Annotated in this window: 15 protein-coding genes and 4 pseudogenes; 5 read left to right on the top strand and 14 right to left on the bottom strand. The window is 59.4% G+C overall.

Annotation, left to right across the window (positions count from 1 at the left end; all coding sequences use genetic code 11):
- Positions 1-8: 8 nt before the first annotated feature.
- The 4 genes from rfbD to FHW92_RS24820 form a co-directional block, all read right to left on the bottom strand.
- The gene (rfbD, locus tag FHW92_RS24835; RefSeq protein ID WP_168605982.1) at positions 9-893 is read right to left on the bottom strand and encodes a dTDP-4-dehydrorhamnose reductase; all 885 of its coding nucleotides are present in this window, start codon (positions 891-893) and stop codon (positions 9-11) included.
- Positions 890-1,978 carry a dTDP-glucose 4,6-dehydratase gene (gene rfbB, locus FHW92_RS24830; RefSeq protein ID WP_168605981.1) on the bottom strand — a complete coding sequence of 363 codons (1,089 nt, stop codon included), beginning with the start codon at positions 1,976-1,978 and terminating at the stop codon, positions 890-892. The genes rfbD and rfbB overlap by 4 nt, the downstream gene beginning before the upstream one ends.
- A 4-nt stretch (positions 1,979-1,982) precedes the next feature.
- Positions 1,983-2,546: a dTDP-4-dehydrorhamnose 3,5-epimerase gene (rfbC, locus tag FHW92_RS24825; RefSeq protein ID WP_168605980.1), complete on the bottom strand. Its 564-nt coding sequence runs from the start codon at positions 2,544-2,546 to the stop codon at positions 1,983-1,985.
- 380 nt (positions 2,547-2,926) lie between these two features.
- A complete protein-coding gene (locus tag FHW92_RS24820) occupies positions 2,927-4,078 on the bottom strand; it encodes an acyltransferase (RefSeq protein ID WP_168605979.1) in 1,152 nt (383 codons plus the stop codon).
- A 400-nt stretch (positions 4,079-4,478) separates the two neighbouring features.
- Here FHW92_RS24820 and FHW92_RS24815 point away from each other — a divergent pair, with 400 nt between their 5' ends.
- From FHW92_RS24815 to FHW92_RS24805, 3 genes are all read left to right on the top strand, one after another.
- On the top strand, positions 4,479-5,825 hold the full coding sequence (locus FHW92_RS24815) for a polysaccharide pyruvyl transferase family protein (protein ID WP_349237753.1): 1,347 nt from the start codon (positions 4,479-4,481) through the stop codon (positions 5,823-5,825).
- An 86-nt stretch (positions 5,826-5,911) separates the two neighbouring features.
- Positions 5,912-7,012, top strand: coding sequence for an acyltransferase (locus tag FHW92_RS24810; protein WP_168605977.1), 1,101 nt, complete (start codon positions 5,912-5,914; stop codon positions 7,010-7,012).
- An 80-nt stretch (positions 7,013-7,092) separates the two neighbouring features.
- Positions 7,093-9,255 carry a hypothetical protein gene (locus tag FHW92_RS24805; RefSeq protein ID WP_210428690.1) on the top strand — a complete coding sequence of 721 codons (2,163 nt, stop codon included), beginning with the start codon at positions 7,093-7,095 and terminating at the stop codon, positions 9,253-9,255.
- Between the two features lie 47 nt (positions 9,256-9,302).
- On the opposite strand, the gene FHW92_RS24800 is transcribed toward FHW92_RS24805, so the two are convergent.
- From FHW92_RS24800 to FHW92_RS24775, 7 genes and pseudogenes are all read right to left on the bottom strand, one after another.
- Entirely contained in the window at positions 9,303-10,472 is a 1,170-nt protein-coding gene (locus tag FHW92_RS24800; RefSeq protein ID WP_168605975.1) for a glycosyltransferase family 4 protein, read from the bottom strand.
- A gap of 210 nt (positions 10,473-10,682) precedes the next feature.
- Positions 10,683-10,986: pseudogene (locus FHW92_RS24795) on the bottom strand (IS3 family transposase); the annotation flags it as partial.
- A gap of 130 nt (positions 10,987-11,116) precedes the next feature.
- A pseudogene (locus FHW92_RS24790) lies at positions 11,117-11,737 on the bottom strand (transposase); the annotation flags it as partial.
- Between the two features lie 458 nt (positions 11,738-12,195).
- On the bottom strand, positions 12,196-13,251 hold the full coding sequence (locus FHW92_RS26290) for a nitroreductase family protein (protein WP_168605973.1): 1,056 nt from the start codon (positions 13,249-13,251) through the stop codon (positions 12,196-12,198).
- The gene (locus FHW92_RS24780; protein WP_168605972.1) at positions 13,244-14,674 is read right to left on the bottom strand and encodes an oligosaccharide flippase family protein; all 1,431 of its coding nucleotides are present in this window, start codon (positions 14,672-14,674) and stop codon (positions 13,244-13,246) included. Before FHW92_RS24780 ends, FHW92_RS26290 begins: the two co-directional genes overlap by 8 nt.
- A gap of 190 nt (positions 14,675-14,864) precedes the next feature.
- Positions 14,865-15,100 (bottom strand): annotated as a pseudogene (locus tag FHW92_RS25945) (integrase core domain-containing protein); the annotation flags it as partial.
- Positions 15,101-15,168: 68 nt separating this feature from the next.
- The gene (locus tag FHW92_RS24775; RefSeq protein WP_168605971.1) at positions 15,169-15,453 is read right to left on the bottom strand and encodes a hypothetical protein; all 285 of its coding nucleotides are present in this window, start codon (positions 15,451-15,453) and stop codon (positions 15,169-15,171) included.
- A 105-nt stretch (positions 15,454-15,558) separates the two neighbouring features.
- Between FHW92_RS24775 and FHW92_RS24770 the strand changes: the two genes are divergently transcribed.
- Both FHW92_RS24770 and FHW92_RS24765 read left to right on the top strand, forming a co-directional pair.
- Positions 15,559-16,935: a transposase gene (locus FHW92_RS24770; RefSeq protein WP_168605970.1), complete on the top strand. Its 1,377-nt coding sequence runs from the start codon at positions 15,559-15,561 to the stop codon at positions 16,933-16,935.
- 200 nt (positions 16,936-17,135) lie between these two features.
- Positions 17,136-17,666 (top strand): annotated as a pseudogene (locus tag FHW92_RS24765) (DDE-type integrase/transposase/recombinase); the annotation flags it as partial.
- Between the two features lie 447 nt (positions 17,667-18,113).
- Here FHW92_RS24765 and FHW92_RS24760 read toward each other — a convergent pair.
- From FHW92_RS24760 to FHW92_RS24750, 3 genes are all read right to left on the bottom strand, one after another.
- A complete protein-coding gene (locus FHW92_RS24760; RefSeq protein ID WP_168605969.1) occupies positions 18,114-19,280 on the bottom strand; it encodes a nucleotide sugar dehydrogenase in 1,167 nt (388 codons plus the stop codon).
- 110 nt (positions 19,281-19,390) lie between these two features.
- The gene (locus FHW92_RS24755) at positions 19,391-19,606 is read right to left on the bottom strand and encodes a hypothetical protein (RefSeq protein WP_168605968.1); all 216 of its coding nucleotides are present in this window, start codon (positions 19,604-19,606) and stop codon (positions 19,391-19,393) included.
- 70 nt (positions 19,607-19,676) lie between these two features.
- On the bottom strand, positions 19,677-21,506 hold the full coding sequence (locus FHW92_RS24750; RefSeq protein WP_168605967.1) for a phosphoenolpyruvate carboxykinase (GTP): 1,830 nt from the start codon (positions 21,504-21,506) through the stop codon (positions 19,677-19,679).
- Positions 21,507-22,169 lie beyond the last annotated feature (663 nt).

Below are 22,169 nucleotides of genomic sequence, written 5' to 3'. Positions count from 1 at the left end.
CGATCTCCTCAGTTGGGGGCCTGAATCAGCCGCTGCACCACCGTATCGAGCGATGTATGCCAGTCGGGCAGGCGCAATCCATAAGTTTGGGCCAGTCGCGCACAATTCAGCCGTGAATTGGCCGGGCGCGCGGCGGGCGTGGGGTAATCGGCGGTGGCGATGCGTTTGACCACGGCATCGGGCCCGCCAAGGGCCCGGCTGGCATCGAAGACGGCCCGCGCCATATCAGCCCATGATCCTTCGCCGCTGCCTACCAGATGGAAGACGCCGCGCGCACTGCCCGCCGGATCGCCCACCAGCCGGGCGGCGATGGCCAGCACGGCATCGGCGATGTCGAGCGCGCTGGTAGGGCAGCCGTGCTGGTCGTCCACCACGCCCAGTTCGTCACGCACGGCGCCCACGCTAAGCATTGTCTTGACGAAATTGGCGCCGAACGGGCTGTAGACCCATGCCGTGCGCAGGATCACCGCATCGGGCGCGGCGGCCAGCACGGCCTGTTCGCCTGCCAGCTTGCTTTCGCCATAGATGCCCAGCGGCTTGACCGGATCGCTTTCGACATAGGGTTCGGGCTTGGTACCGTCGAATACATAGTCGGTGGAGATATGGATTATCGGAATGCCCAGTGCCTGCGCCCCCTGCGCCAGGGCACCCGGGCCAGTCGCGTTGACGGCGAAGGCCAGTTCGGCTTCGCTTTCGGCCTTGTCCACCGCCGTATAGGCCGCGGCGGAAACCACCGCATCGGGCTTTGCCGCCGCCAGTGCCGGAGCAATGGTGGCGGCATCGGCTAGATCGACCTGCGGGCGGCCCAGCGTGATAATCTCTACGCTGTCGCCCGCGCGCTCGATCAGGCTGGAAACGACCTGCCCGACCTTGCCAGTAACGGCGATCCTCATGGCGCGACGGCCTCATCGCCTGCTGTCGCGGCGATCAGCCCCAGGCGTTCGCCGTCATAGGCTTCGCGCAGGGGCTGCCACCACCAGCTATTGTCCAGATACCAATGCACAGTCTTCTCGATGCCGCTGTCGAAGTTCTCTTGAGCGCGCCAGCCTAGCTCGTCTTCCAGCTTGGTGGCGTCGATTGCATAGCGCGCATCATGACCGGGCCGGTCGGTGACGAAGCGGATGAGGCTTTCACGCGGGCTGTCGCCGGGCACCAGACGGTCGAGCACGTGGCAGATGCGGCGCACCACATCGATGTTCTTGCGCTCGTTGCGGCCACCCACATTGTAGGTTTCGCCGATGCGACCCGTGGCGGCGATGATGTCCAGCGCGCGGGCATGGTCTTCCACATAGAGCCAGTCGCGGATGTTCTCGCCCGCGCCATAGACGGGCAGTTCCTTGCCTGCCAGCGCATTGAGGATGGTGAGCGGGATCAGCTTCTCGGGGAAATGATAGGGCCCGTAATTGTTTGAGCAGTTCGACACCACCACCGGCAGGCCGTATGTGCGCATCCAGGCCTTGGCCAGATGGTCTGAGGAAGCCTTCGACGCAGAATAGGGCGAGGAGGGATCGTAAGGCGTGTCTTCACGGAACAGCGTGTTGCCGTTCAGCCCGCCTTCCAGCGAGCCATAGACCTCGTCGGTGGAGACATGCAGGAAGCGGAAGGCGGCCTTGGGCTCGTTCTCCAGCGTGTTCCAGTAAGCGCGCGCGACCTCCAGCAGGGTGAAGGTGCCGATCACATTGGTCTGGATAAAGGCCGCCGCCCCGGTGATCGAGCGGTCGACATGGCTTTCGGCGGCCAGATGCATGATACGGTCGGGCCTGAACTCAGTGATGGCCTTGTCCATTGCGGCTCGGTCGCAGATGTCGGCATGCAGGAAGCTGTGGAGCGGATTGTCCTCCACCACCTTGAGCGAAGCCATGTTGCCCGCATAGGTCAGCGCGTCGATGGTTAGAACCTCGTCGCCCTTTTCTAGCACGAGATAGCGGACCAGGGCCGAACCGATGAAACCGGCGCCGCCCGTGACGATGATGCGCATGGGTTCAGCCCTCCAGGGTGAAATAGACGGGAAGATCGTTCAACAGTGGCTGGACGCGGTCCTTGCCCGACAGGGTCTCCGCATCGGCCACATCGGGCCAGGTGATGGCGATGGCCGGATCGTTCCAGAGCACGCCCTTGTCATTCTCGGGGCTGTAGTAATTAGTGACCTTGTAGCTGACGACCGTGTCGGGCAGGAGGGTGCAGAAGCCATGGGCAAAACCGGCCGGCACCCAGAGCTGGTTCAGCTTTTCGCTGGTCAGTTCGGCGGTGACCCATTTACCATAGGTAGGCGAACCATGCCGTAGATCCACCGCCACATCGAGAATGGCGCCAGAGACGCAGCGCACCAGCTTGCCCTGAGCCATGGGGTTCGTCTGGAAATGCAGCCCGCGAATGGTGCCGACCTTCGCGCTGAGCGACTGGTTTTCCTGAACGAAATTGACCGAGCCAGCAGCCTTGCGAAAACTGTCCTCCCGGAAAGTTTCGACGAAATAGCCGCGTTTGTCCCCCAACTTGGTGGGGATGATTTCCAGCGGACCCGCAAGATTGAAGGATTTGAACTCCATGGTATCCCATGCTCCAGTATGTCCGGGGTATGCCTCAGACAAAATGTATTCCGCCTTGCTGCCGCGTGGTCAGGGGCGATGTTCAGACGGTGGATCAAGGCTCTGCGATTGACCAGATCGGTAGCTAACCATATCCGGCCATGCGTTGTGCTCGCTCTTCCAACCGTTACTCAAGGTCGCCATGCCATAGCAGGTTGAAGCCAAATTAGTACGTCAGAGGAATTGCACTACCCCGCTTTGCCTCTCTCGGCCGAGCAATTCGAGCCTCTCTAGTTAGCCATGCGCCGTTCTGCAATGCAGCATCAATTGACCGTGGCGAAAGCTTTGTCAACGGAATCGTAGTAATTATATGCATATAAATACCTATTCCGATCTTTCGTTCATGTGGTGGCAGTGCGGGTTTTGAGCCCACATAGCATCAGGCTGGCTAGGCGCGAACCGGAACCTTCAATTCTGCGATAGGTAAATCTTGATAACAGAATGATGATTGGCAAGGTCAGCAAAGTGACCCCAAGCCGGTGATAAGGGGTTAACTTGATGCCTGATGCCTGAGCGACGTACAGGGCCGCAGTGAACGACGGAATATGCAGCAAATAGGTCGAGTAGGACCACAACCCGAGATTGTTGGCGATCTTGCTCTCTAGAAGGAGTGACATGACCTTGCCCGCCAGATCCTTGGGGCCAACCTCTTTGGTCCGTGCGACGTGCCAGATAACTGCGCCCCAAATCGCGATCGGTAGCAAGGAAAGGCCTGCTTTTCCATATGCATAAGCCGGTGTGAACAGAGCAATGTTTAGCGCCGAAAGCGCAAGTGGGGGGCTGAGCGATGCCCAACTTGAGCCGTGCAGCTTGCGGCAGGTGGCCATGCCCAGAAGGAAATAGCCAACTACCAGCGGTAAAAAGGCCGGATAAGCCCAGTTTTCCGTGCCGATCACCCGATATGTGAGTAGAAGGGCTACGGCCATAGCGGTGCAGGCTCCCGCGCGGACCAGAACTGCGCGGTGGAAGGCGAGTGCCGCTAGGAAAGGTGCCACCAGATAGAATTGCCATTCAAGTGACAGGCTCCATGCCGGGCCCAGTAGAGCAAGGCTGGAGCCCTTCAGAAGAGTATCGGGGACAACGCTTTGCAGTAGCAGGATGTGCAAGCCGATATGGATCTGCAAGTGTTGTTGCTGATCCTGAAAAACGGCTGCAGCAGAAGGCTCTGCCCAAGGGGTGTATACGAAATAGGTGGCGTAGGACTCCCGCAGTATCAGCGCTAAAATTAGCGCGATGATGTAAAGCGGATAGATTCGGAATAGACGCCGGATGATGTAGACCTTATAGGGTTCATTTTTTTGCTCCAGCATGTTCTGGATAACGAAACCGCTAATGATAACAAACACCATCACCCCTATCCCGCCCATCGTCAGGAAGCGGATTCCAAAATTTTGGATCTGTGAAGGAATGCCTGCGACCTGAAGCATGTGTTGGCACACCACCCACCAGGCCATCCAAGCACGAATTCCGTCAATTGCTTTAAAATGCTTCATGAAACAGCCGACTGTTGAGAGTTTAAGCGAATTCTAGCAATGAAGGGCCCGCTGAGGCGCTATATAGCCCTGACGTCCTCGGCATGTAAGGGTGTTGTCGCAGCGTTACATGCTCCTTTGGTGGCTCGACCGCCCTAGCTTGCCCCCTCGAAATGCGATGGTCCGTTACCGGATAAAGGCGGGGCGTCTCCAGTGGAAGTGTATTGTTACGTTTTTTTTTGCAGCGCAGCACTATGAGAATTGCTATCTACGTATTTTTACTGTTTACCTCGCTCGAAGCGGTTCGTCCACGGTTCGAGAAGCAATTTTATCGAGCTAACCTGTTATGAGTGATTTGCATCGAATGTTGTTCCTTGATGGCAATGAGTGATGCAGTGGACTGTCTCGTTCTAGAGACTATATGGCGAACGCGATTGGCCGCTTTGTGCCTGAAAAGCACGCGCGGATTAGGTTGCTGGCAAAGCGTGGCTCGTGGCTGTTGACAGCGCGGGCGTGTCGAAGCGGTTCTGATCTTATGTTGGGGGTTTTTGTGCGCTTTCTCTATCTCGGTCAAACATCCATGGGTAATCGCGGTTGCGAGGCTCTCGTGCGTTCCACCACTGCGCTGATTCGCGAGCGTTTCCCTGATGCCAGCTTCCTGTGCCCCAGCGAGAACAGGGCTCGCGATGCGCGCCAGTGGCCAGATGCGGCCGAGCAGGGCATTGAATTTGTCGATGTTCCGGCCTTTTCCACGCCGCTTAAGATCTGGAATCGATTGACCGGCGCCCTGCCCATGCTGGGCTTTGGTCATCCGCCAGCCTATCCGCTCAATGCTGCCTATCGCACTTTGCTGGACCAGTGCGATGCGGTGCTGATGACAGGCGGCGATATTGTCTCCCTTGATTACGGCGTGTTCAGCCTTTATCACTGGGCCGGCTTGGTTGAGGCAGCGGTTAAGGTCGGCAAGCCCGCGCATCTGCTGGCCGCTTCGGTCGGGCCCTTTTCAAAGAAGCCTGATGTCGAAAAGCGCATGCGACGCCATCTGGCCGCCTATCGCACGATCAGCGTGCGTGAGACGCCTTCTTTCGACTATGTGCGCTCGATGGGCGTCGCGGATGCCGTACTGGTGGCTGACCCTGCTTTCACCATGACGGCGCAGCCCTGGGACGATGCCGATATCTTTGTTCCCGGTGTGGATTATGTGGGGCTCAATGTCAGCCCCATCGTCCGGAATGTGCGCGGCAGCGAGGAATCGAAGGCGGCCTTTGATGCGGATATCGTCCGCTTCATCTCCAGCGTTCTGGAAAAGACCGGGATGAATGTCGTTCTGGTGCCCCATGTTGGCCCGCTGGATGGTTCGGGCGAAAATAGCGACCGGCATTACATGGCCCGGTTGCTGGCGACCATGCCTGACAATGGGCGAGTGAGGCTGTTGCCCGATGGTTTGAACACAGTGCAGTTGAAATATGCCATCGGTAAATGCCGCTACTTCATCGGTGCGCGTACCCATGCCACGGTGGCCTCGCTTTCGCAGCTGGTGCCAACCTGCTCGATCGCCTACAGCGTCAAGGCATTGGGTATCAATCGCGACTTGCTGGGCGATACCCGCTATGTGCTGCCCACGCCCGAAGTGAAACATGATACGCTCTGGGGCCATCTGGATGCGCTCATGAAGGATGAGGCCGATATCAAGGCCCTGCTGGGCCAGCGCATTCCGGAATGGAAACAGAAAGCACGCGCTGCCATAGACCGCGTCGTGCTACAGTAAGGGCAAATGCCGTGCACGCCCTGCCGGTAGGTGGTGGCCGTGCCCAGAAGCCAAGACGGTTTCGTCTGCGCAAGGTGAGTGACGTGATGAACGATGCCCCCAGCCCCAACCGCCATAGCAGGGGCAAGTTTGATACCGTTCAGGCGCTACGCTTTCTAGCGGCCTTCATGGTGGTGTGGGTGCATTCCACCTTCTATACGCATGAAAGGCTGGACGCTTCGACCGCCATCTTTGCGCTGGGTGCCAATGGCGTGCGGCTGTTCTTTGTCATCAGCGGTTTTGTGATGGTGGTCTCCTCGCAGCGGCTGATCGGCGCGGCGCGGCGCGCGCAGGTTTTTGCGATGAAGCGCATCTTGCGCATCGTACCGCTTTATTGGTTGGTGACGAGCGTGAAGCTGGTGGCCTTACTTGCGGCGCCTGCCGTGGTGCTGCATGCCAAGGTGGACTGGGGCTATGTCATCCGCTCCTATCTGTTCATTCCCGCCGTCAATGTTGATGGCGAGATCAAGCCCTTGCTGGGTGTCGGCTGGACTCTCAATTTCGAGATGTTCTTCTATGCGCTTTTTGCGCTAGCCCTGCTGATCCGCATCAGGCCGCTGCTGCTGATCGCACCGGTGTTGGTGCTACTTTCGGGGCTTTCGCTGCTGCATGCGCCCGACTGGCCGCCCGAACTGCTGTTCTGGAGCGACCCGATCATTCTGGATTTTCTGGCCGGCATGGTGCTTGCCGGTTGGGTAGGGCAGGGTAAAGCGCTGCCGGTTCCGGTGGCGGCGCTGTCGGCGCTGGCGGGGCTGGGCTGGCTCTTCGTGCCATGGTTGCATCCGATTGTGCCGGGGCTAGTCGGGTCCCTGCTCACCACGCTGGCGGCAGGAGTGGTGGTGGCCGGGGCGGTCGCGCTTGAACCTGTTCTGGGCCCGCGCATGCCGCGCTTCGCTTTGTTCATGGGTGCGGCCTCTTATTCGCTTTATCTCGTCCACCCGTTGGTCGCTCCAGCGTCACCACATGTTCTGGGCCGGTTGGGCATACATACGCCGGTGCTGGCTGTGATATTGAGCATTCTTGTCGCGATGGTTGCCGGGGCGCTTTGCTATCTCCTCGTGGAGATGCCGATCAGCCGCATCACCGATGGCTGGGCGAAGCGTCGCGAATTCTTCACCCTTCGGCAGATCCCTGCGGAACAAAGCTGATCGGGCGCGGTATGCTAGTCATGTTGGAGGAGCTGATGCGTAACCGTCATGCCTGGATATCGTTGTTCATAATCTGCTTCTTGCCTCTAGCGTGCCTGAAGGCCGCGCAGGGCTCCGATCCGGACAGCGAGGGCACATGGGTTACGGTGCCCCCGCAGAGCCTGCGCGTTGCGGCGGGCAGCCCGCTCGATTTTTCCGCCATGGTGCCAGCCCGGCCCGCCGGGCTGGATGGCGCGCTGACTATCGATAATGGCAGGCTGACATTTGCTGACCATGCAAGGCCGCATTTCAATTGCGGAATGCTGGCCAACGGGCCCGGCGGAGCGCTGGTTTTCCCCACGCATGAACAGAGCGACGAGCTGGCTGAGCAGATGCGGCGGCATGGCTATTCGCTGGCCCGGCTTCACCAGATCGACATCCGCCTGCTACGCAATGCGGCTGGGCCGATGCAGCCGGACCCTGAACAGCTCGACCGCTTCTATTACCTGCTGGCCGCGCTGAAGAGCAGGGGAATTCACTGGATGCTCGATATCTTTTCGCATGGCCATGCCGATCTGGCGGGCGGCAACTGGTTTCAACCTGTCTCGATCAATGATCTGCGCGTGCGGATTCATTTCGATCCTACCGCCAGGCAGGCGTGGACGGATTTCACTGATCGCATCTTTGCCGCACGCAACCCTTATACCGGTGCCTCCACGCTTTCCGATCCGGCGCTGGCCTTCGTGACCGGGGCGAACGAGAACGGCATTCTTTTTTCCGGCAAGCCAGCTGAGCCATTGCCGCCGCTGCTGACAGCGCGTTACGCCCAGTGGCTGAAGCAACAGCCGCCGGAGCCCGGCAACACCGATATGCCTGTCAAGTTCGGGGATGACGCGACTCATTCGGGGACTTTCCGCCGCTTTGTCTCCGACCTTGAGATCGAAACGTATCGCTGGATGGAAGGCAGCCTGCGGGCGCGTGGGTTCAAGGGGCCGGTATTGGGCTATCATGAATGGTATGCCGGGCAGACGAGCAGGACCCGTGCAGAGCTGCCCATCGTCGATGTTCATGCCTATGTCGGCGAGGTGACCAGTTTCGCGAAGGGCGCCCCACTGTTCATGCCCTCTTCCACGCAGGATGCTGGGCTTAACGCTTGGATGCTCAACGCCTCGGCGCGCTGGCTGGACAAGCCATTCGTCTCCTCGGAATATGGCGAGGCCTTCCCCAATCCGCACCGTTTCGAGAGCGGGCTGCTATTTCCCGCCGTCGCGGCCTTTCAGGGTTATGACATGGTGTGCCGCATGGCCTCCGTGCCGGTCGAGATGGCGGTGCCACGGCAGGGTGGCAAGGCCATAGGGCTGCGCGGTTACAGCGTCGGGCTCGATCCTACCGAGCGAGCATCTGAAACGCTGTCCGCGCTGCTGTTCGCGCGCGGCGATGTGAGGCAGGGCACGGGCGGCGTTGCCATACGCTATGGTGCGGAAGAAAGCCGTCAGGCCGGATCGGTGATCCTGCCAGTCGCCGTGCGCCGTCTGCCGCTGCTGGTGCGCTTCGGGCTGGTTGCCCCCGATCGTGCGGCCAGTCTGCCAGCGGACATGAGGCAGCTCTCGGCCATTGACACCGGGGGTACCTCGGCGCTGGCTCAGGCGGCGCAAAGGCTGGGACTCTATCAGGGCAATCCGGCGTTGACTTGGCCGGGGCTGATGGCCTCGTTGCGGTCGAGCGGCGCATTGCCAGTGGGAAATATCAGCGATCCGTCAAAGGGTCTTTATCAAAGCGCCACGGGGGAACTGACACTGGACCAGCATGCGGGCAGCATTACAATCGTCACGCCGCGAACAGAAGCGGTATCAAGCATTATGCCTATGGGCCATAAGGCACTGAAGGTGCTCAGCGTGGCGTCGCTTGACGCGCCTGCTGTGGTTGCCGCCAGCGCGCTGGACGGGGAGCCGTTGGCCAGCAGCCATCACATCCTGCTGGTGCTCTCGAGCGATTCGCGTAACACCGGCATGTATATGCCCGGCTATGGGGATCGTCGTCAGGTGGGCGACTGGGGTAGTCTGCCGATCCGTATGCGCCGGGTGAAGGCCGCCATTATGCTGAACAGTGCCTACGCTGGCGCGATCCTTTCGCCGTTGACGCTGGCAGGTGAAAAGCAGGGAAACTTGTTGTTGACGCGCAAGGGCAGCGGCTTTGGCATGACATTGGATACGGCGCCGGACGGGTACCTGCCGACCACTTTTTTCGTGCTTGATCTGCAATAGGGCCATCGCTAATCAGGCCATGTTTGTGTGATCCGGCTCGTGCGTATTTACCTCGCGATACTTTCTGCGAGTTCCGCGTAATGGCGGCCGATTACCGGCCAGGCGCGTTCTTTCAGCATTCGGGCGCAATATTCCAGTGCATGTTGTTGCCAAACTTCGGGAGATGTTTGCGTAAAGGCCATAATCGCATTGCAGACGGCATTACCGTCCACCGGTTCGTCAATTCCCAAGCCGGCCATGCCATCCTTGATCAGATCGCCAATACCGCCTGCATGCGATGCGATCACTGGCCGGGCATTGGACGCGGCCAAAATCGCTACACCGCTTTGCGAATGGAAATTGCGATAGGGCAGCAGGAAAGCGTCGCTGTTGCCGATTAGTTCCTCCAGGCGCTCATCATTGACGTACCCCTCTTCCACCTGAATCCCTGCGCTGCTCGAACGGATCAAGCCTAAGCATTCTGCCCAGTAATCCGGCTCGACCGGATCGGGTGATCCGGCAATGATCAGCCGCACCCGCGCGCCCCGTTCGCGCGCGCGGATCACGCCCTCGATTGCCTCGCGGATGCCTTTGTTCCGGCGCAGAGTGCCGAACAGCAGTAGCGTACCGTCACAGGGGGCGGGCAGGGGCTTGCACATGCTGAAACTGCCGTGCTCGATCACGGCTACCTGGCGCCTGCCCAGCGGGTAGGCGCCCACCAGCGTGTCGCGTGCGGCCTCGCTGAGTACCACCAGCGCACTGGAAAGGCAGTAGGCCGCAGCAAAACTGCCGTTTTCTAGCCAGCGAAGCGTTGCGGGCAGTTTCCATGCATGAGGCAGCGGATCGTGCACGATATAGATGATCCGCGCTCCCGACATACGCAGAGCGATCATGAAGGGGAGGGCAAAGATCAAGGGGTCCGGAATGGAGATTAGATAGGTGCTGGTTTGCAACCGTGCGCGGGCCAGCCCAGCAACACTGCTGGCGACCCGGCGCATCGAGGCCACCAGTCGCTGAAATCGCGATCCGCCCTGTGCTTCCCGCCGAGAGAAGATACGAGTTAAGTTAGGCCGCAGCTTATCAAATTGAGGATTTTCAGCGGGAGGAGCGATGAAGATCACTCGGTAGCCAGCGTCGGCAACGCCATGGGCCAGTTCCTGCGCGAAGAGGCCAGCCCCGCCGGACCGCCAGGTCTTGGTGTAAAAGGCGATCGGTCGGGCTGTGACTTTCGGGCTCATATAATGGTGTCCTTGCGAAAATGTGCGTGTCGAATAGCCTGAATAGCCCCTAGTTTTCTAGACACCTTTCGCTTTCAAAATCTGCTGCCGTTTGAATTCGACGGGTGATAGCGTTCCGTTCCTGATATGTTTGATCCCCGGGTTGTAGAACTGTTGAGTAGCGCCGAGATTTGGCAGTGGGGATGCAGACGAAAACTTAGACTGGTTTTCTACACTAAAGCCAAGACTTTTTCGATATTCGATAGGTCTGGGTGCGCCAAGAGAGATCTTGACGCGCTTCTCGTTGTACCAATGAATATAAGCGTCAACCACTTTGACGAACCGCTCGATCAGGGCGGTCTTCGAGTCTCGAGGATAGAAGAGTTCGGTTTTCAGCTGGCCGAAGAAGCTCTCGCATACAGCATGTCAATGACCAGCCCCGCATTTGGGGCTGCGTTCCAATGGACCAGCTGATGATCATCCCATCGAAGCAGTCGATGATGGGCGAGAGGTAGATTTTCCCCGACGGGATTTGTTGGTGTGGACGACCCCCGTACATCGCAACGTGCCAGCGTGAGTCGTAGGAAACCCAAACGAAGATCGTGTCCCCCGGCGTGGTGTAACTGGGGTCGATCCCCGCGTCATCCGGCGTCAGCCAGGGCCGGTCATGTTCCGGGAACGGCCGAGAGCATGACGATGGGATTGTCGCTCACCGGCGCCATAGTTTCAAGAGACATGTAGCGCCCGCGCTGAACGGCCCACTCGTCTGACTGCTCCATGAGGATTGCCCCGATCAGCCGGGTGATGGCAGCCTCGTTCGGGAAGATGCCAACGACCTCTGTCCTTCGCTTGATCTCGCCATTGAGGCGCTCGATGGGATTCGTGCTGTGCAGCTTGGCGCGATGCTCCTTGGGAAAGGTCATGTAGGCCAGCACATCAGGCTCGGCTTCATCCATCAAGGTCGCCAGTTTCGGGAGCTTTGGGCGCATCTGGTCGGCGACGGAGCGCCATTGCTGGCTGGCGGCCTCGGGCGTGTCCTGGGCGAAGGCCGTGCCGATGAAGGCCGAGACGACGCACCTGCCGCTTTTGCCAGCGTGTGCAAGGGCGTTGCGCATGAAGTGTACCCGGCAGCGCTGCCAACTGGCGCACAGCAGCTTCGAAACCGCCGCCTTGATCCCTTCGTGCGCGTCGGAGATGATCAGCTTGACCCCGCGCAGGCCCTGGCGTGCCAGCTTGCGCAGGAAGGCTGTCCAGAAGGGTTCGGCCTCGGAAGCGCCGATGTCCATGTCCATCTCAGCACTTAAGGCGCGTTCGGCCAGCGCCTTCTTTAACCCGTTCATCCAGTCGGGTGAGTTAAGCGCACTGGCGGCGTCCATGCCTCCCAGCAATTGGTCCAGCAGGTCATCGGGGATCGAGGGTGCTTTGCGTCGTGCCATAATTGGGGATCTTTCTACCCATTAGGCCGCCCCGTACACGGAATTCAGGACACTCCCGCCCCTCGTTGATGGGCGTGTGAAAGCATTTCTCAGTTAGCGTTCATGGCATGGATGCTCTGCATCGTCCCTGCCGGGACGCGGACAGGATCATTCCTCTACACAAGCCGCACTGCCATCAATTCCCGGCAAATGCGTTTAACACATTGGAAGATCCCGGACCACGAAGACCTATCCTGCGACGGACGTGTCTCGACTGAGTAAACCCCCCTGTCCAGAAAACCGAGACCACCTCATCAGTTAAAGAGGGGTCAGAGTAAACGCATGACATCTCTTACATCATAGCGCTGCGAGCGTGCCACACGCGATTGCTCATGCGGAGCACCGATGGCGACCATCATAATGACTTGTTCACTTTCGGGGACAATATCCAGTGCACGCAACTGCCTATCTTGCCCGGGCATAGCTGACCAATTGAGTGGACAGGCACCATAACCCATAGCGTGAAAAGCAAGCAGCAGGTTCTCGGCGAAAAGGCCGCCGTCAATCCAGGCCTGATAGCGTTCGCTCGGTTCCATGAAGCTGCGCAGGTCGGTCGTAATCAGCGCCACGATCGGTGCGGTATCGCCAAAGCCGCGATTGCCGTTTTGGCAGGATAGTAGTTTGCTGCGTATCTGAGGATCGCGAGCAAAGGTGACGCGGCTTGCCTGGCGGTTACAAACGCAGGGTGCCGCTTGTGCCGCTCGAGCAGCTGCTGTCAGGACCTCGTCGGGCACTGGCGCATCGGAAAAATGACGTACGGAATGGCGCGAAGTCATAAAGCGCAGTAGTGTTTCGCTGTCCACCTCAACCATCGGATCGGGCCGTTTGATAGGGGCGCCGGAACACTTCAGTCCCTTGGCGGAGGCAAAGGCCAGCGTTTCAGCAATCCATGGCGGATTGGCGACTCCGCGCTCTTCGTTGAAAGCCTGATATCCCGCGATGGCGTCGATAGCGTAGATAATTTCGTTGCTGTGAATGCCCCTGTCCACTGCCTTGCGCACCTTCAGACAAAGGTCCTCAATGGCTTGCCGCCCAAAACCGGGGCGGGGTGAGGGAAGTGTCAGGCCTTTTTCTATCATGTGGTAATATTTGGTGATGTTTGCCTTGGCTGCGGACGGATGACCATCGCGATCGAAGACACCCGAATAGCGAGCGAAACGCCTGGCATCATACAGCGTGGCTGTGGCCAGTTGTAGTGCAGCTTTGCCGAACTGAAACGCCTTTTTCGCCGGCGCGGGCATCGCCTTGCGCAGGCGGAAGATCATGCCGGGGGTGGGTTCATCGCCCAGAACGGGCTTTGACTGAATCGGAGAGCTTTCAGGCACGCGCAAATCTCTTTCGCAAAACCGGGGTCGACAGAAGGGTCGGGATCAGGCTGATCAGCACCACAAGGACGCCGACAAACCAGCTGGCCAAATTGCCGCGGCTGATAAGGCAGATGACCGCGCCGGTCAGGCCGATGGCGATGGGAACCCAGATCGTGGGCGTGGCCAACTGCACATGCAGCCGCCGCCGGATATAATGGGCCGAGATCGGGTTCAGGATGATTGCCGAGGCGAACATGCCGAGCGGCATGGCATAAATGCCCGTCCAGGGATGCAGAACCACCGGGAAGAGGATCACGAAGGAGCAAGAAATCAGCATGATGGTCAGGCTGGCCGTGGCGAGCCCGGCGATGCGCAGCAGCGCATCCGCACCGGGGAAATAAGCGCGTACCAGCGGGCTGACGACCATCGCTGCCATCAGGCCCAGCGAACCGCCGAAATTGCTCATCCAAGCCAGCAGCAGGGGATAGGCAATCAGGGCCGCTACCGCCGTGAGCGTCACCAGCACCACGCAGGCGCTGCGGCTACGCTCGATCTCGGCCTGAAGTGCGGCGTCGTCCTTGTCGTGAATGGCGCGGCCGCTACGGGTCATGAAGGTCTTGACGATGATCTGCTGGAAAAAGGGGATCAGCGCGGCGACGCGTGAGGCAATGGCATAATCGGCTGCCACGGTAGAGCTGAACAGCCAGCCCACCACCAACATGTCGACTCCCTGCGCCTGCATCGCGGCGAAACTGTGCAGTGTCAGCTTCCAGGAATAGTGCAGATCCCAGGAGGTCAGCCGCGCAAAACCGGCCTCGGCATGGCTGAACAGCGCGCGGGCGACCACGATCATGGGCAGGGCGACCGAGGCCGTCATGACGATGACCACTGCCATATTACCGAAATGCAGCAACAGCAGCGTGGGCAGCAGAATTAGGCGGATGAGATTGGGGAAAAATTCCGTCACCAGAATGGAAGCGGTAATGCGCCCACGCCCCTCGAAGGTGCCGACGCTAATAGCCAGCAGCGTTGATATCAGCGTGAAGGGCGCCAAGCCGGTGATCCAGAAGGCCAGATCGGGCTTGCCGAACCAGCTCGCGATCGTGGCTGCAAACAACATCATGGCCGCAGCCAGTACGCCGTTGATGACCAGGCCCAGCAGCGCCACCGAGCGGAACAGGCCGTGTTCGCGTTCTGCGCTGGCGTTGCGTGATATGTGATATACTAGCAAGGTTGCCAGTCCCGTGCCCATGCCCTGCGACAGGATGCGGGTGAGGGCAAAGATGATCATGAAATTGCCGAATTCGGCCTTGGGCAGCAGTTTGCCCAGCAGGATCAGCACAATGAATTGCGACCCAAGGGAGAAGGCGCGGGAAAAAGCGCCAAAACCAACATTGCCTTGCAAACTGGAGCGCGTGGCAGCGATGGCCTTAGAAAGCATGACGGTCGCCCTTATCACTTCACTTACTTAAATTATGCATCGCTTGCCGTGATGCAGTAAACTACCCGGTGCCGCTGCTTTAATCTACCACAGGGATAAGCAGCTTGATAAAAAAATGCAATGTCCAAAGCAGCGTGCTGACCAAACAGATTGAGATGGTCACGCCTTTCTGGATCGATTTGCGGCCAAGTTAAGCTCGGGCTGATGCGATCACGCCGCTAGTTTGCTCATATGCCTCTACCGGAGTTCTGCCAGCAAGTACGGAATGGGACTGGTGACGCAATAGTAGGTGAACCAAAGCGCCAAGCCAACTCGCAGTTCGCTTCCGGTCTCGAAAGCGTGGAGATAGACGCATTAGTACTTTATCGATCGCCAGCGAGGCTCGATGAATATATTGTCCATTCAGCAGCTCTGGCCACCCATGCTGTTTTCCTTGTCAACACCAATGGCACAGATTTTGGGTTGTGACTAAGCTCGACTTTGTACGTTTTTGGTCAGGTCCAGGTCCAGAAGAGGCCGCTGTTTGCGACGTGGTTGAGGGCTTGGTCGAGGGGTAAAAGGCAACCGCCCATGTCGTCGATGTCTTCCCACTGACGTCGGTGCGACCAATAGGCGATTTTGAACTCGTCATCTGTGCCAGTTGGCTTGAGGCGCGCGATCGGTGCCTCGTTTGTCAGCAGGTACAGGTGGTAAGCGCCTTTGTCCTTGTACCAGCCAACACCGCCGCCATTGGCTTGATCAAACGCTGCGATGCGCCGGGCGATTTCGTCTTCATCCATGGCGCCGCCATAACGGCCTTCGGCTCAAGGCGCACCCGATTCACTTCGTCGCATGGTTATGGCGGTGGCCTTGCCACTACTGCCTGCGGGGCTTCGAAACATGGGATGCTGCAGCATACCCATACCGATCGCGGGGACGCCGTTCCCCAAATCCTGCGCCAGTGGCTGCAAGCATGGCGCACCTGCTTCACAGCACCGAGTTGGGAGCATGTGCTCGTTCTGGTGATAGGGGCTTTGTTGGCACCAGGCAAGCGGACCGTCACGTCCTGCCTGCGCATGACCGGCCGGACAGAAGCCGCCAACTTTGCGACCTTTCACCAGATCCTCAACCGCGCCCGGTGGAGCTCTCGTGCTGTTGCCAGGCGGTTGCTGTGCGTCGTGGTCGAACGGCTTGTGCCCGATGGCCCTGTCGTCATCGGTCTGGACGACACCATCGAGCGCCGTTGGGGGCGCCGGATCAGTGCGCGCGGTATCTACCGAGACCCAGTCCGCTCCAGCCACGGCCATTTCGTTAAAGCCAGCGGGCTGCGCTGGTTAAGCTTCATGGTGCTCACCCCGGTGCCATGGACCCGCCTGATCAAGGCTTTGCCTGTCCTGACCCTGCTCGCCCCATCGGAGCGATCCAACCATCAACGCGGCTGTCGTCACAAGCTGCTGACCGACTGGGCCCGGCAAGGTGCACGACAGCTGTGCCGCTGGCTGCCAGGCCTTCGGATCATCTTCATCGGCGACAGCAGCTTTGCCGTTCACGAACTGGCTCATGCCATCACCGCGCGGGCAACGCCCATCAGCCGCCTGCGGCTGGATGCCAGCCTGTTTGCGCCGCCTGCCAAACGAACCTCACGCACGATGGGGCGGCCCGCGCAAAAAGGCCCGGCGCTGCCCAAACTCAAGACCCTGCTGTCCAACCCCGCGACACGCTGGACAAAGATCGTCGTCTCCGCCTGGTACGGCCATGCGGGCGGTAAAGCGCTCGAGATCACATCCGACATTGCCTTGTGGTACAGACCGGGCACCCCGGTGTTGCCGGTCCGATGGGTATTGGTCCGCGATCCCGACGGAAAACGCGATCCCCAAGCCTTCTTCAGCACCGAGGTTTCCCTCGAGCCTGCCGACATCATCGCCCTGTATGTCCGCCGATGGCAGATCGAGGTCACGTTCGCCGAAACGCGCGCGCACCTGGGCGTCGAGACACAGCGCCAATGGAACGACAACGCCATAGCGCGAACAACCCCGGCACTCCTGGGTTTATACAGCCTCGTATCGCTATGGGCCGGCGATCTGCTCACCAGCAGCAGCGTCCCTTACGCCGCCGCGTGGTATCGAAAAACCAGTCTGACGTTCACTGACGCCATTGGCGCCGTTCGGCTCCAACTCTGGGTCGGCGACATTAATCAACACTCCCCGCCAAACCGGGAATCCCCAAATATCCCAGCACACCGCGTCATACGCATGGCTCAGGCCCTATGCTTCGCTCCATAAATGTACAAAGTCGAGCTTAGAGCCTTCTCTTATTGGGGCTTTTGGAGCCGACAATGCAACGTTCGCCCCTGTGAGACCCGATACAGCACGACCAGCCTTCGGACTGGCCAGTGCGGATAGATCCATGAAGCCCTCAAGGGATCACACCGCCTAGCCTCTGCAATTACAGATCAGCCCCCCTTTTGGACGCCGATCCACACGGTTGGGGCTGGGTTTACCTTTCAACTGTGCTCGACGATTACTCGCGCTACATCATCTCGTGGAAGCTGTGCACAACCATGACGGCAGGCGATGTGACCGACACGTTGGATCTTGCATTGGCCGCCTCAGGCTGCAGCAATACCACCGTGCTGCACAAGCCGCGCCTGCTGTCGGACAATGGCCCCAGCTATGTCGCGGGCGAACTGGCCGCCTATATCGAGGCGCAGGCCATGAGTCATGTGCGCGGCGCGCCCTTCCATCCGCAGACGCGGGGCAAGAACGAACGCTGGCACCAGACCCTGAAGAACCGCACCTTGTTGGAAAACTACTACCTGCCCGGCGACCTCGAGGCCCAGATCGAAGCCTTCATCGAGCACTATAACCACCAGCGCTATCACGAGAGCTTGGGCAATGTGACGCTCGCTGATGCCTACTTCGGCCGCAATCGGCAGATCCACGCCCAGCGCGCCGCTATCAAGAAGCAGACCATCGAACATAGGCGCGTGCAGCACTGCAAGCTCGCCGCCTAAATGCCAACCCAAGACGAGGCCTGCTCTCCGTTACCGCGCCGCCAACTTTGCGCCAAATGTTTCGACGACGGACACTCGTGGTGTATGTGAGCCACTTGGAATCGAACCCTCGAACACAACGATTTTGGGGGGCACAATCGGTGGCCAATTTAGGGAAGGGTGTTTCTAAAATTCTGCTGAAAATAGGAAAAAAGATTCTTTGTGATTCCCTTCACCCGCTCCAATTTCCCACCCAATCACACCTTCATTCGCGTCTCGAAAGAGATTGGAAATCTGCCATATTCTTGGCTTCGATTCGCCTGCGGGGGTCCGACCTTGTTCGCTGGCGGCCCGGGCCGCCCTCATGAATGGCCGGTGAGAGAGTTCTCAGTGCGTCGCCGAAACAACACCCCCGGGAGGCGATATGCTTCCCGGGGGGGGCATTGTACCGAAGCTTTTGCTCCCCGATTAATCGGAGCCGAAGAGGTCGCGCGTAAAGACCTTGTCTTTGACGTCTTCCAGTGTCTTGGTCATGCGATTGGCGATGATCACGTCGCATTGCGCCTTGAAACTGTCGAGGTCGCGGACCACCGGCGAGCCGAAAAAGTCATCCGAAGCCATGGCCGGTTCAAACACGACCACAGGGATGCCTTTGGCCTTGACCCGCTTCATGATGCCCTGGATCGAGGACTGGCGGAAATTGTCCGAGCCGGCCTTCATCACCAGCCGGTAAACGCCCACGGTCTTGGGCTTCTTTTCGATGATCTGCTCGGCCAGGAAATCCTTGCGGGTGCGGTTGGCATCGACGATCGCGCGGATGAGATTTTGCGGAACCTCGGAATAGTTCGCCAGCAATTGCTTCGTGTCCTTGGGCAGGCAATAACCGCCATAGCCAAAGCTGGGATTGTTGTAATGCTGGCCAATGCGCGGGTCCAGACAGATGCCGTTGATGATCTGGCGCGTGTCCATCCCGCCCGCGATGGCATAGCTGTCCAACTCGTTGAAGAAGGCAACCCGCATGGCCAGATAGGTGTTGGCAAACAATTTGATCGCTTCGGCTTCATTGCTGTTGGTGCAGAGAACCTCGATGTCCTTCTTCTCTGCCCCCTCGACCAGCAGATCGGCAAAGATGCGGGCGCGTTCGGACTGTTCGCCCACGATGATGCGCGAGGGGTGGAGATTGTCGTAAAGCGCGCGGCCTTCGCGCAGGAATTCGGGGCTGAAGATCACTTGCTCCACACCCAGCCGTTCACGCACGCTTTGGATGAAACCGACGGGAATGGTTGATTTGACCACGATCGTGGCCTTGGGGTTGATCCGGGCCGCGATCTTGATGACCTCCTCGACCGAAGAGGTGTCGAACTTGTTGGTTTCGACATCGTAATTGGTGGGCGTGGCCACGATCACATAGTCGGCCCCGGTCAGAGCTTCGGTAGCATCCAGCGTGGCCAGCAGTTTCAACGGACGGTTGGCAAGAAAATCCTCGATCTCGGGATCCGAAATGGGCGACTTGCGCGCATTCAGCATGGCAACGCGTTCGGCCGAAATATCGACAGCGGCCACTTCATGGTTCTGGGCCAGAAGGATCGCATTAGCAAGGCCGACATAACCGAGGCCAAAAACTGTTATCTTCATTTCGAATACTCTCGTTTGTCATGACGCCGGTGGAGGTTATCCATCGAAATATTCGTATTATGGGTTCTTGCGCGAGTTTTTCGCCTGAGCAACGAGGTGCTTTTTGCCCCTCAGGCCGGGATGGTCAATGATTTTATGCTGCACTCGCGCAAAGGCCATGGGGAAGGTGGTGTGCCCATGATCTTAGCGATCTTGCAGCCGATGTCCTGTGCATTTTGGTCCGCGCTGGAACCATAGCTGAGGAATGTGGCGGCAACGGGGGCGATAATGGCCATTAAATTTCTGTAAAAAGGCTTTTTTTCCGTTTGGGTGCCGATGCTCTCCATCCCGGTCGGGCAAAGCAAAACCCCCGACGCATGGCGCCGGGGGTTGTGTCTAAACTCTTGCTGCGGTTGCTCAGGCCTTGGCCAGGCGGGCCTCCAGCGCAGCCTGTTGCTCCAGGATCGCCTCGGGAAGGGCGCCCAGCGCGGCCAGATCACGACCATTGCCCTCAGCTTCCTCGCGCCAGCCATCGATGCTGACGGTCATCAGCTCGGCATACTGCTCGGGCGTGATGGACAGGCCCGTCAGGTCGATGCCGCCTTCGACCGGGTGACGGCCGATGACGCTCTCGGTGGCATCCGCCTTGCCCTGCGCCCGCTCGATCACCCACTTCACCACGCGGATGTTGTCGCCATAGCCGGGCCACAGGAACTTGCCGCCGCTCTTGCGGAACCAGTTGACCAGATAGATCTTGGGCAGGTTCGCGCCGCCATGGGCGACCTTGCCGGCCATATCGACCCAGTGCTTGAAGTAGTCGCCCATCGCATAGCCGCAGAAGGGCAGCATGGCGAAGGGATCACGGCGCAGGGCGCCGATCTTGTTTTCCGCCGCCGCCGTGCCTTCCGAGGCAAGGTTGGCCGCGAGGTAAACGCCATGGTTCCAGTCAAACGCTTCGGTGACGAGTGGCACCGAAGTGGCGCGGCGGCCGCCAAACAGGAAGGCCGAGATCGGCACGCCAGCGGGATCTTCCCATTCCGGCGCGATCGAGGGGCATTGCGCGGCAGGCACCGCGAAACGGGCATTGGGGTGGGCCGCAGGCTTGCCGCTGGCCGGATCATAGGGATTGCCCTGCCAGTCGATCAGACCCTCGGGCACTTCCTTGGTCAGCCCTTCCCACCACACGTCGCCATCGGCGGTCAGCGCCGTGTTGGTGTAGATGGCATTGGCGTAGAGCGTTTCGACCGCGTTCTTGTTGGTCTCCACCCCCGTGCCGGGGGCCACGCCGAAGAAGCCCGCTTCCGGGTTGATCGCATAGAGGCGGCCGTCCTTGCCGGGGCGCATCCATGCAATATCATCGCCGATGGTTTCCACCTTCCAGCCGGGCAGGGTGGATTCGAGCATCGCCATATTGGTCTTGCCGCAGGCCGAGGGGAAAGCGGCCGCCACATAATGCGCCTCGCCCTCGGGCGGGGTGACCTTCAGGATCAGCATATGTTCGGCCAGCCAGCCATCATCGCGCGCCATCACGCTGGCGATGCGCAGCGCGAGGCACTTCTTGCCCAGCAGCGCATTGCCGCCATAGCCCGAACCATAGGACCAGATCTCGCGCGTTTCGGGATAGTGGACGATCCACTTTTCATCGTTGCAGGGCCACACCACATCCTTGACGCCTTCGGTCAGCGGCATGCCGACGGTGTGGACGCAGGGAACGAAGAAGCCGTCGCGGCCCAGCATGTCCAGAGCAGACTGGCCCATGCGTGCCATGATGCGCATCGAAAGCACGACATAGGCGCTGTCGGTCAGTTCGACGCCCACCACGCTGCTTTCCGAACCCAGCGGGCCCATGCAGAAGGGGACGACATACATCGTGCGCCCTTCCATGCAGCCCGCGAAAAGGCCGTCCAGCGTTTCGCGGGTTTCGGCCGGATCGCGCCAGTTGTTGGTCGGCCCGGCGCCTTCGGGCGTTTCGGAACAGATGAAGGTGCGGCTTTCCACGCGGGCCACGTCGCGCGGGTCCGAACGGGTGTAAAAGCTGTTGGGGCGCTTGTCCTGCGCCAGACGCACCAGCGTACCGGCATCGACCAGTTGCGAGGTCAGGCGATCCCATTCCTCCTGCGAACCGTCGCACCACACGATGTCCTTCGGACGGGTCAGCGCGGCGACCTCTTCAACCCAGTCGATCAGGCGCTGGTTGCGGGTCGGGGCGGTCAGAACCGAATCGGGGGAAAGGGTGTCTTGGGTCATCGCGTTCCTCACCTGTGCCAAATGCAAGCGTGAATTCGAATGCTTTGGCTGCATAACATACCTATGCGCTATCAGCACAAACGCCCCTCGTCGAGGCCTCTTGCGATGGAATTGCTCATCAATCGGCTAGGCGGTGACAATTTGGGGAATATTTTTGATCCGATTGGAATTATGTGCAGTGCAACATGAAAAAACCAGTCAATAACCCAGACAATATACGTCAATTCGCGGCGCGGGCGGTCGTTTTATGTATGACATATCGAGGGTTTAGCTGACGCAATACCGGTTTGGCCGAATCACTTAGCTGGTCATGCCGCTGCATGGAAAAGGCATCGCCAAACAATTTGGGCGATCAAGGCGGAGTTTGGCTGGCGGGTGTTTCCGTTCCGGGGATGGCAGTCCCGTCCTCATCTGCCGGTTCAGCAGCAAAGGCCCCCACCGGAATATTCCGGCAGAGGCCCATGGGAAGAACTGTAAAGTGTCAGCTTGGCGTTGGCCACATTCCTAAAGCCCTGCCGCAAGGCCGTGGCAGCGCCCCCTTTCCGCTATCGGAGGAGCAAGCTGCGTAAGAGCCCGATCCGAAAGTTGTTGAGCAATACCAGCATGTTGTGATTCAGCCGTCTTTGCGAAGAGATGGGATGGATCATGGCATGGACTGGTACC

Origin of the sequence: Novosphingobium sp. SG707 (assembly GCF_012275515.1) — a bacterium.
Classification (GTDB): domain Bacteria; phylum Pseudomonadota; class Alphaproteobacteria; order Sphingomonadales; family Sphingomonadaceae; genus Novosphingobium.
The sequence above is the reverse complement of the archived record's forward strand: the minus strand, read 5'-3'. Positions and strand labels throughout refer to the sequence as shown.

What these genes read in the sequence shown, in the direction of transcription:
- FHW92_RS24760 (WP_168605969.1), bottom strand. Translation starts at nt 19,280, where the DNA reads ATGAAGATAACAGTTTTTGGCCTCGGTTATGTCGGCCTTGCTAATGCG.
- rfbC (WP_168605980.1), bottom strand. Translation starts at nt 2,546, where the DNA reads ATGGAGTTCAAATCCTTCAATCTTGCGGGTCCGCTGGAAATCATCCCC.
- FHW92_RS24800 (WP_168605975.1), bottom strand. Translation starts at nt 10,472, where the DNA reads ATGAGCCCGAAAGTCACAGCCCGACCGATCGCCTTTTACACCAAGACC.
- FHW92_RS24815 (WP_349237753.1), top strand. Translation starts at nt 4,479, where the DNA reads ATGGCGAACGCGATTGGCCGCTTTGTGCCTGAAAAGCACGCGCGGATT.
- FHW92_RS24820 (WP_168605979.1), bottom strand. Translation starts at nt 4,078, where the DNA reads ATGAAGCATTTTAAAGCAATTGACGGAATTCGTGCTTGGATGGCCTGG.
- FHW92_RS24810 (WP_168605977.1), top strand. Translation starts at nt 5,912, where the DNA reads ATGAACGATGCCCCCAGCCCCAACCGCCATAGCAGGGGCAAGTTTGAT.
- FHW92_RS24755 (WP_168605968.1), bottom strand. Translation starts at nt 19,606, where the DNA reads ATGGAGAGCATCGGCACCCAAACGGAAAAAAAGCCTTTTTACAGAAAT.
- FHW92_RS24780 (WP_168605972.1), bottom strand. Translation starts at nt 14,674, where the DNA reads ATGCTTTCTAAGGCCATCGCTGCCACGCGCTCCAGTTTGCAAGGCAAT.
- FHW92_RS24770 (WP_168605970.1), top strand. Translation starts at nt 15,559, where the DNA reads ATGCTGCAGCATACCCATACCGATCGCGGGGACGCCGTTCCCCAAATC.
- rfbD (WP_168605982.1), bottom strand. Translation starts at nt 893, where the DNA reads ATGAGGATCGCCGTTACTGGCAAGGTCGGGCAGGTCGTTTCCAGCCTG.
- FHW92_RS24750 (WP_168605967.1), bottom strand. Translation starts at nt 21,506, where the DNA reads ATGACCCAAGACACCCTTTCCCCCGATTCGGTTCTGACCGCCCCGACC.
- rfbB (WP_168605981.1), bottom strand. Translation starts at nt 1,978, where the DNA reads ATGCGCATCATCGTCACGGGCGGCGCCGGTTTCATCGGTTCGGCCCTG.
- FHW92_RS24775 (WP_168605971.1), bottom strand. Translation starts at nt 15,453, where the DNA reads ATGGATGAAGACGAAATCGCCCGGCGCATCGCAGCGTTTGATCAAGCC.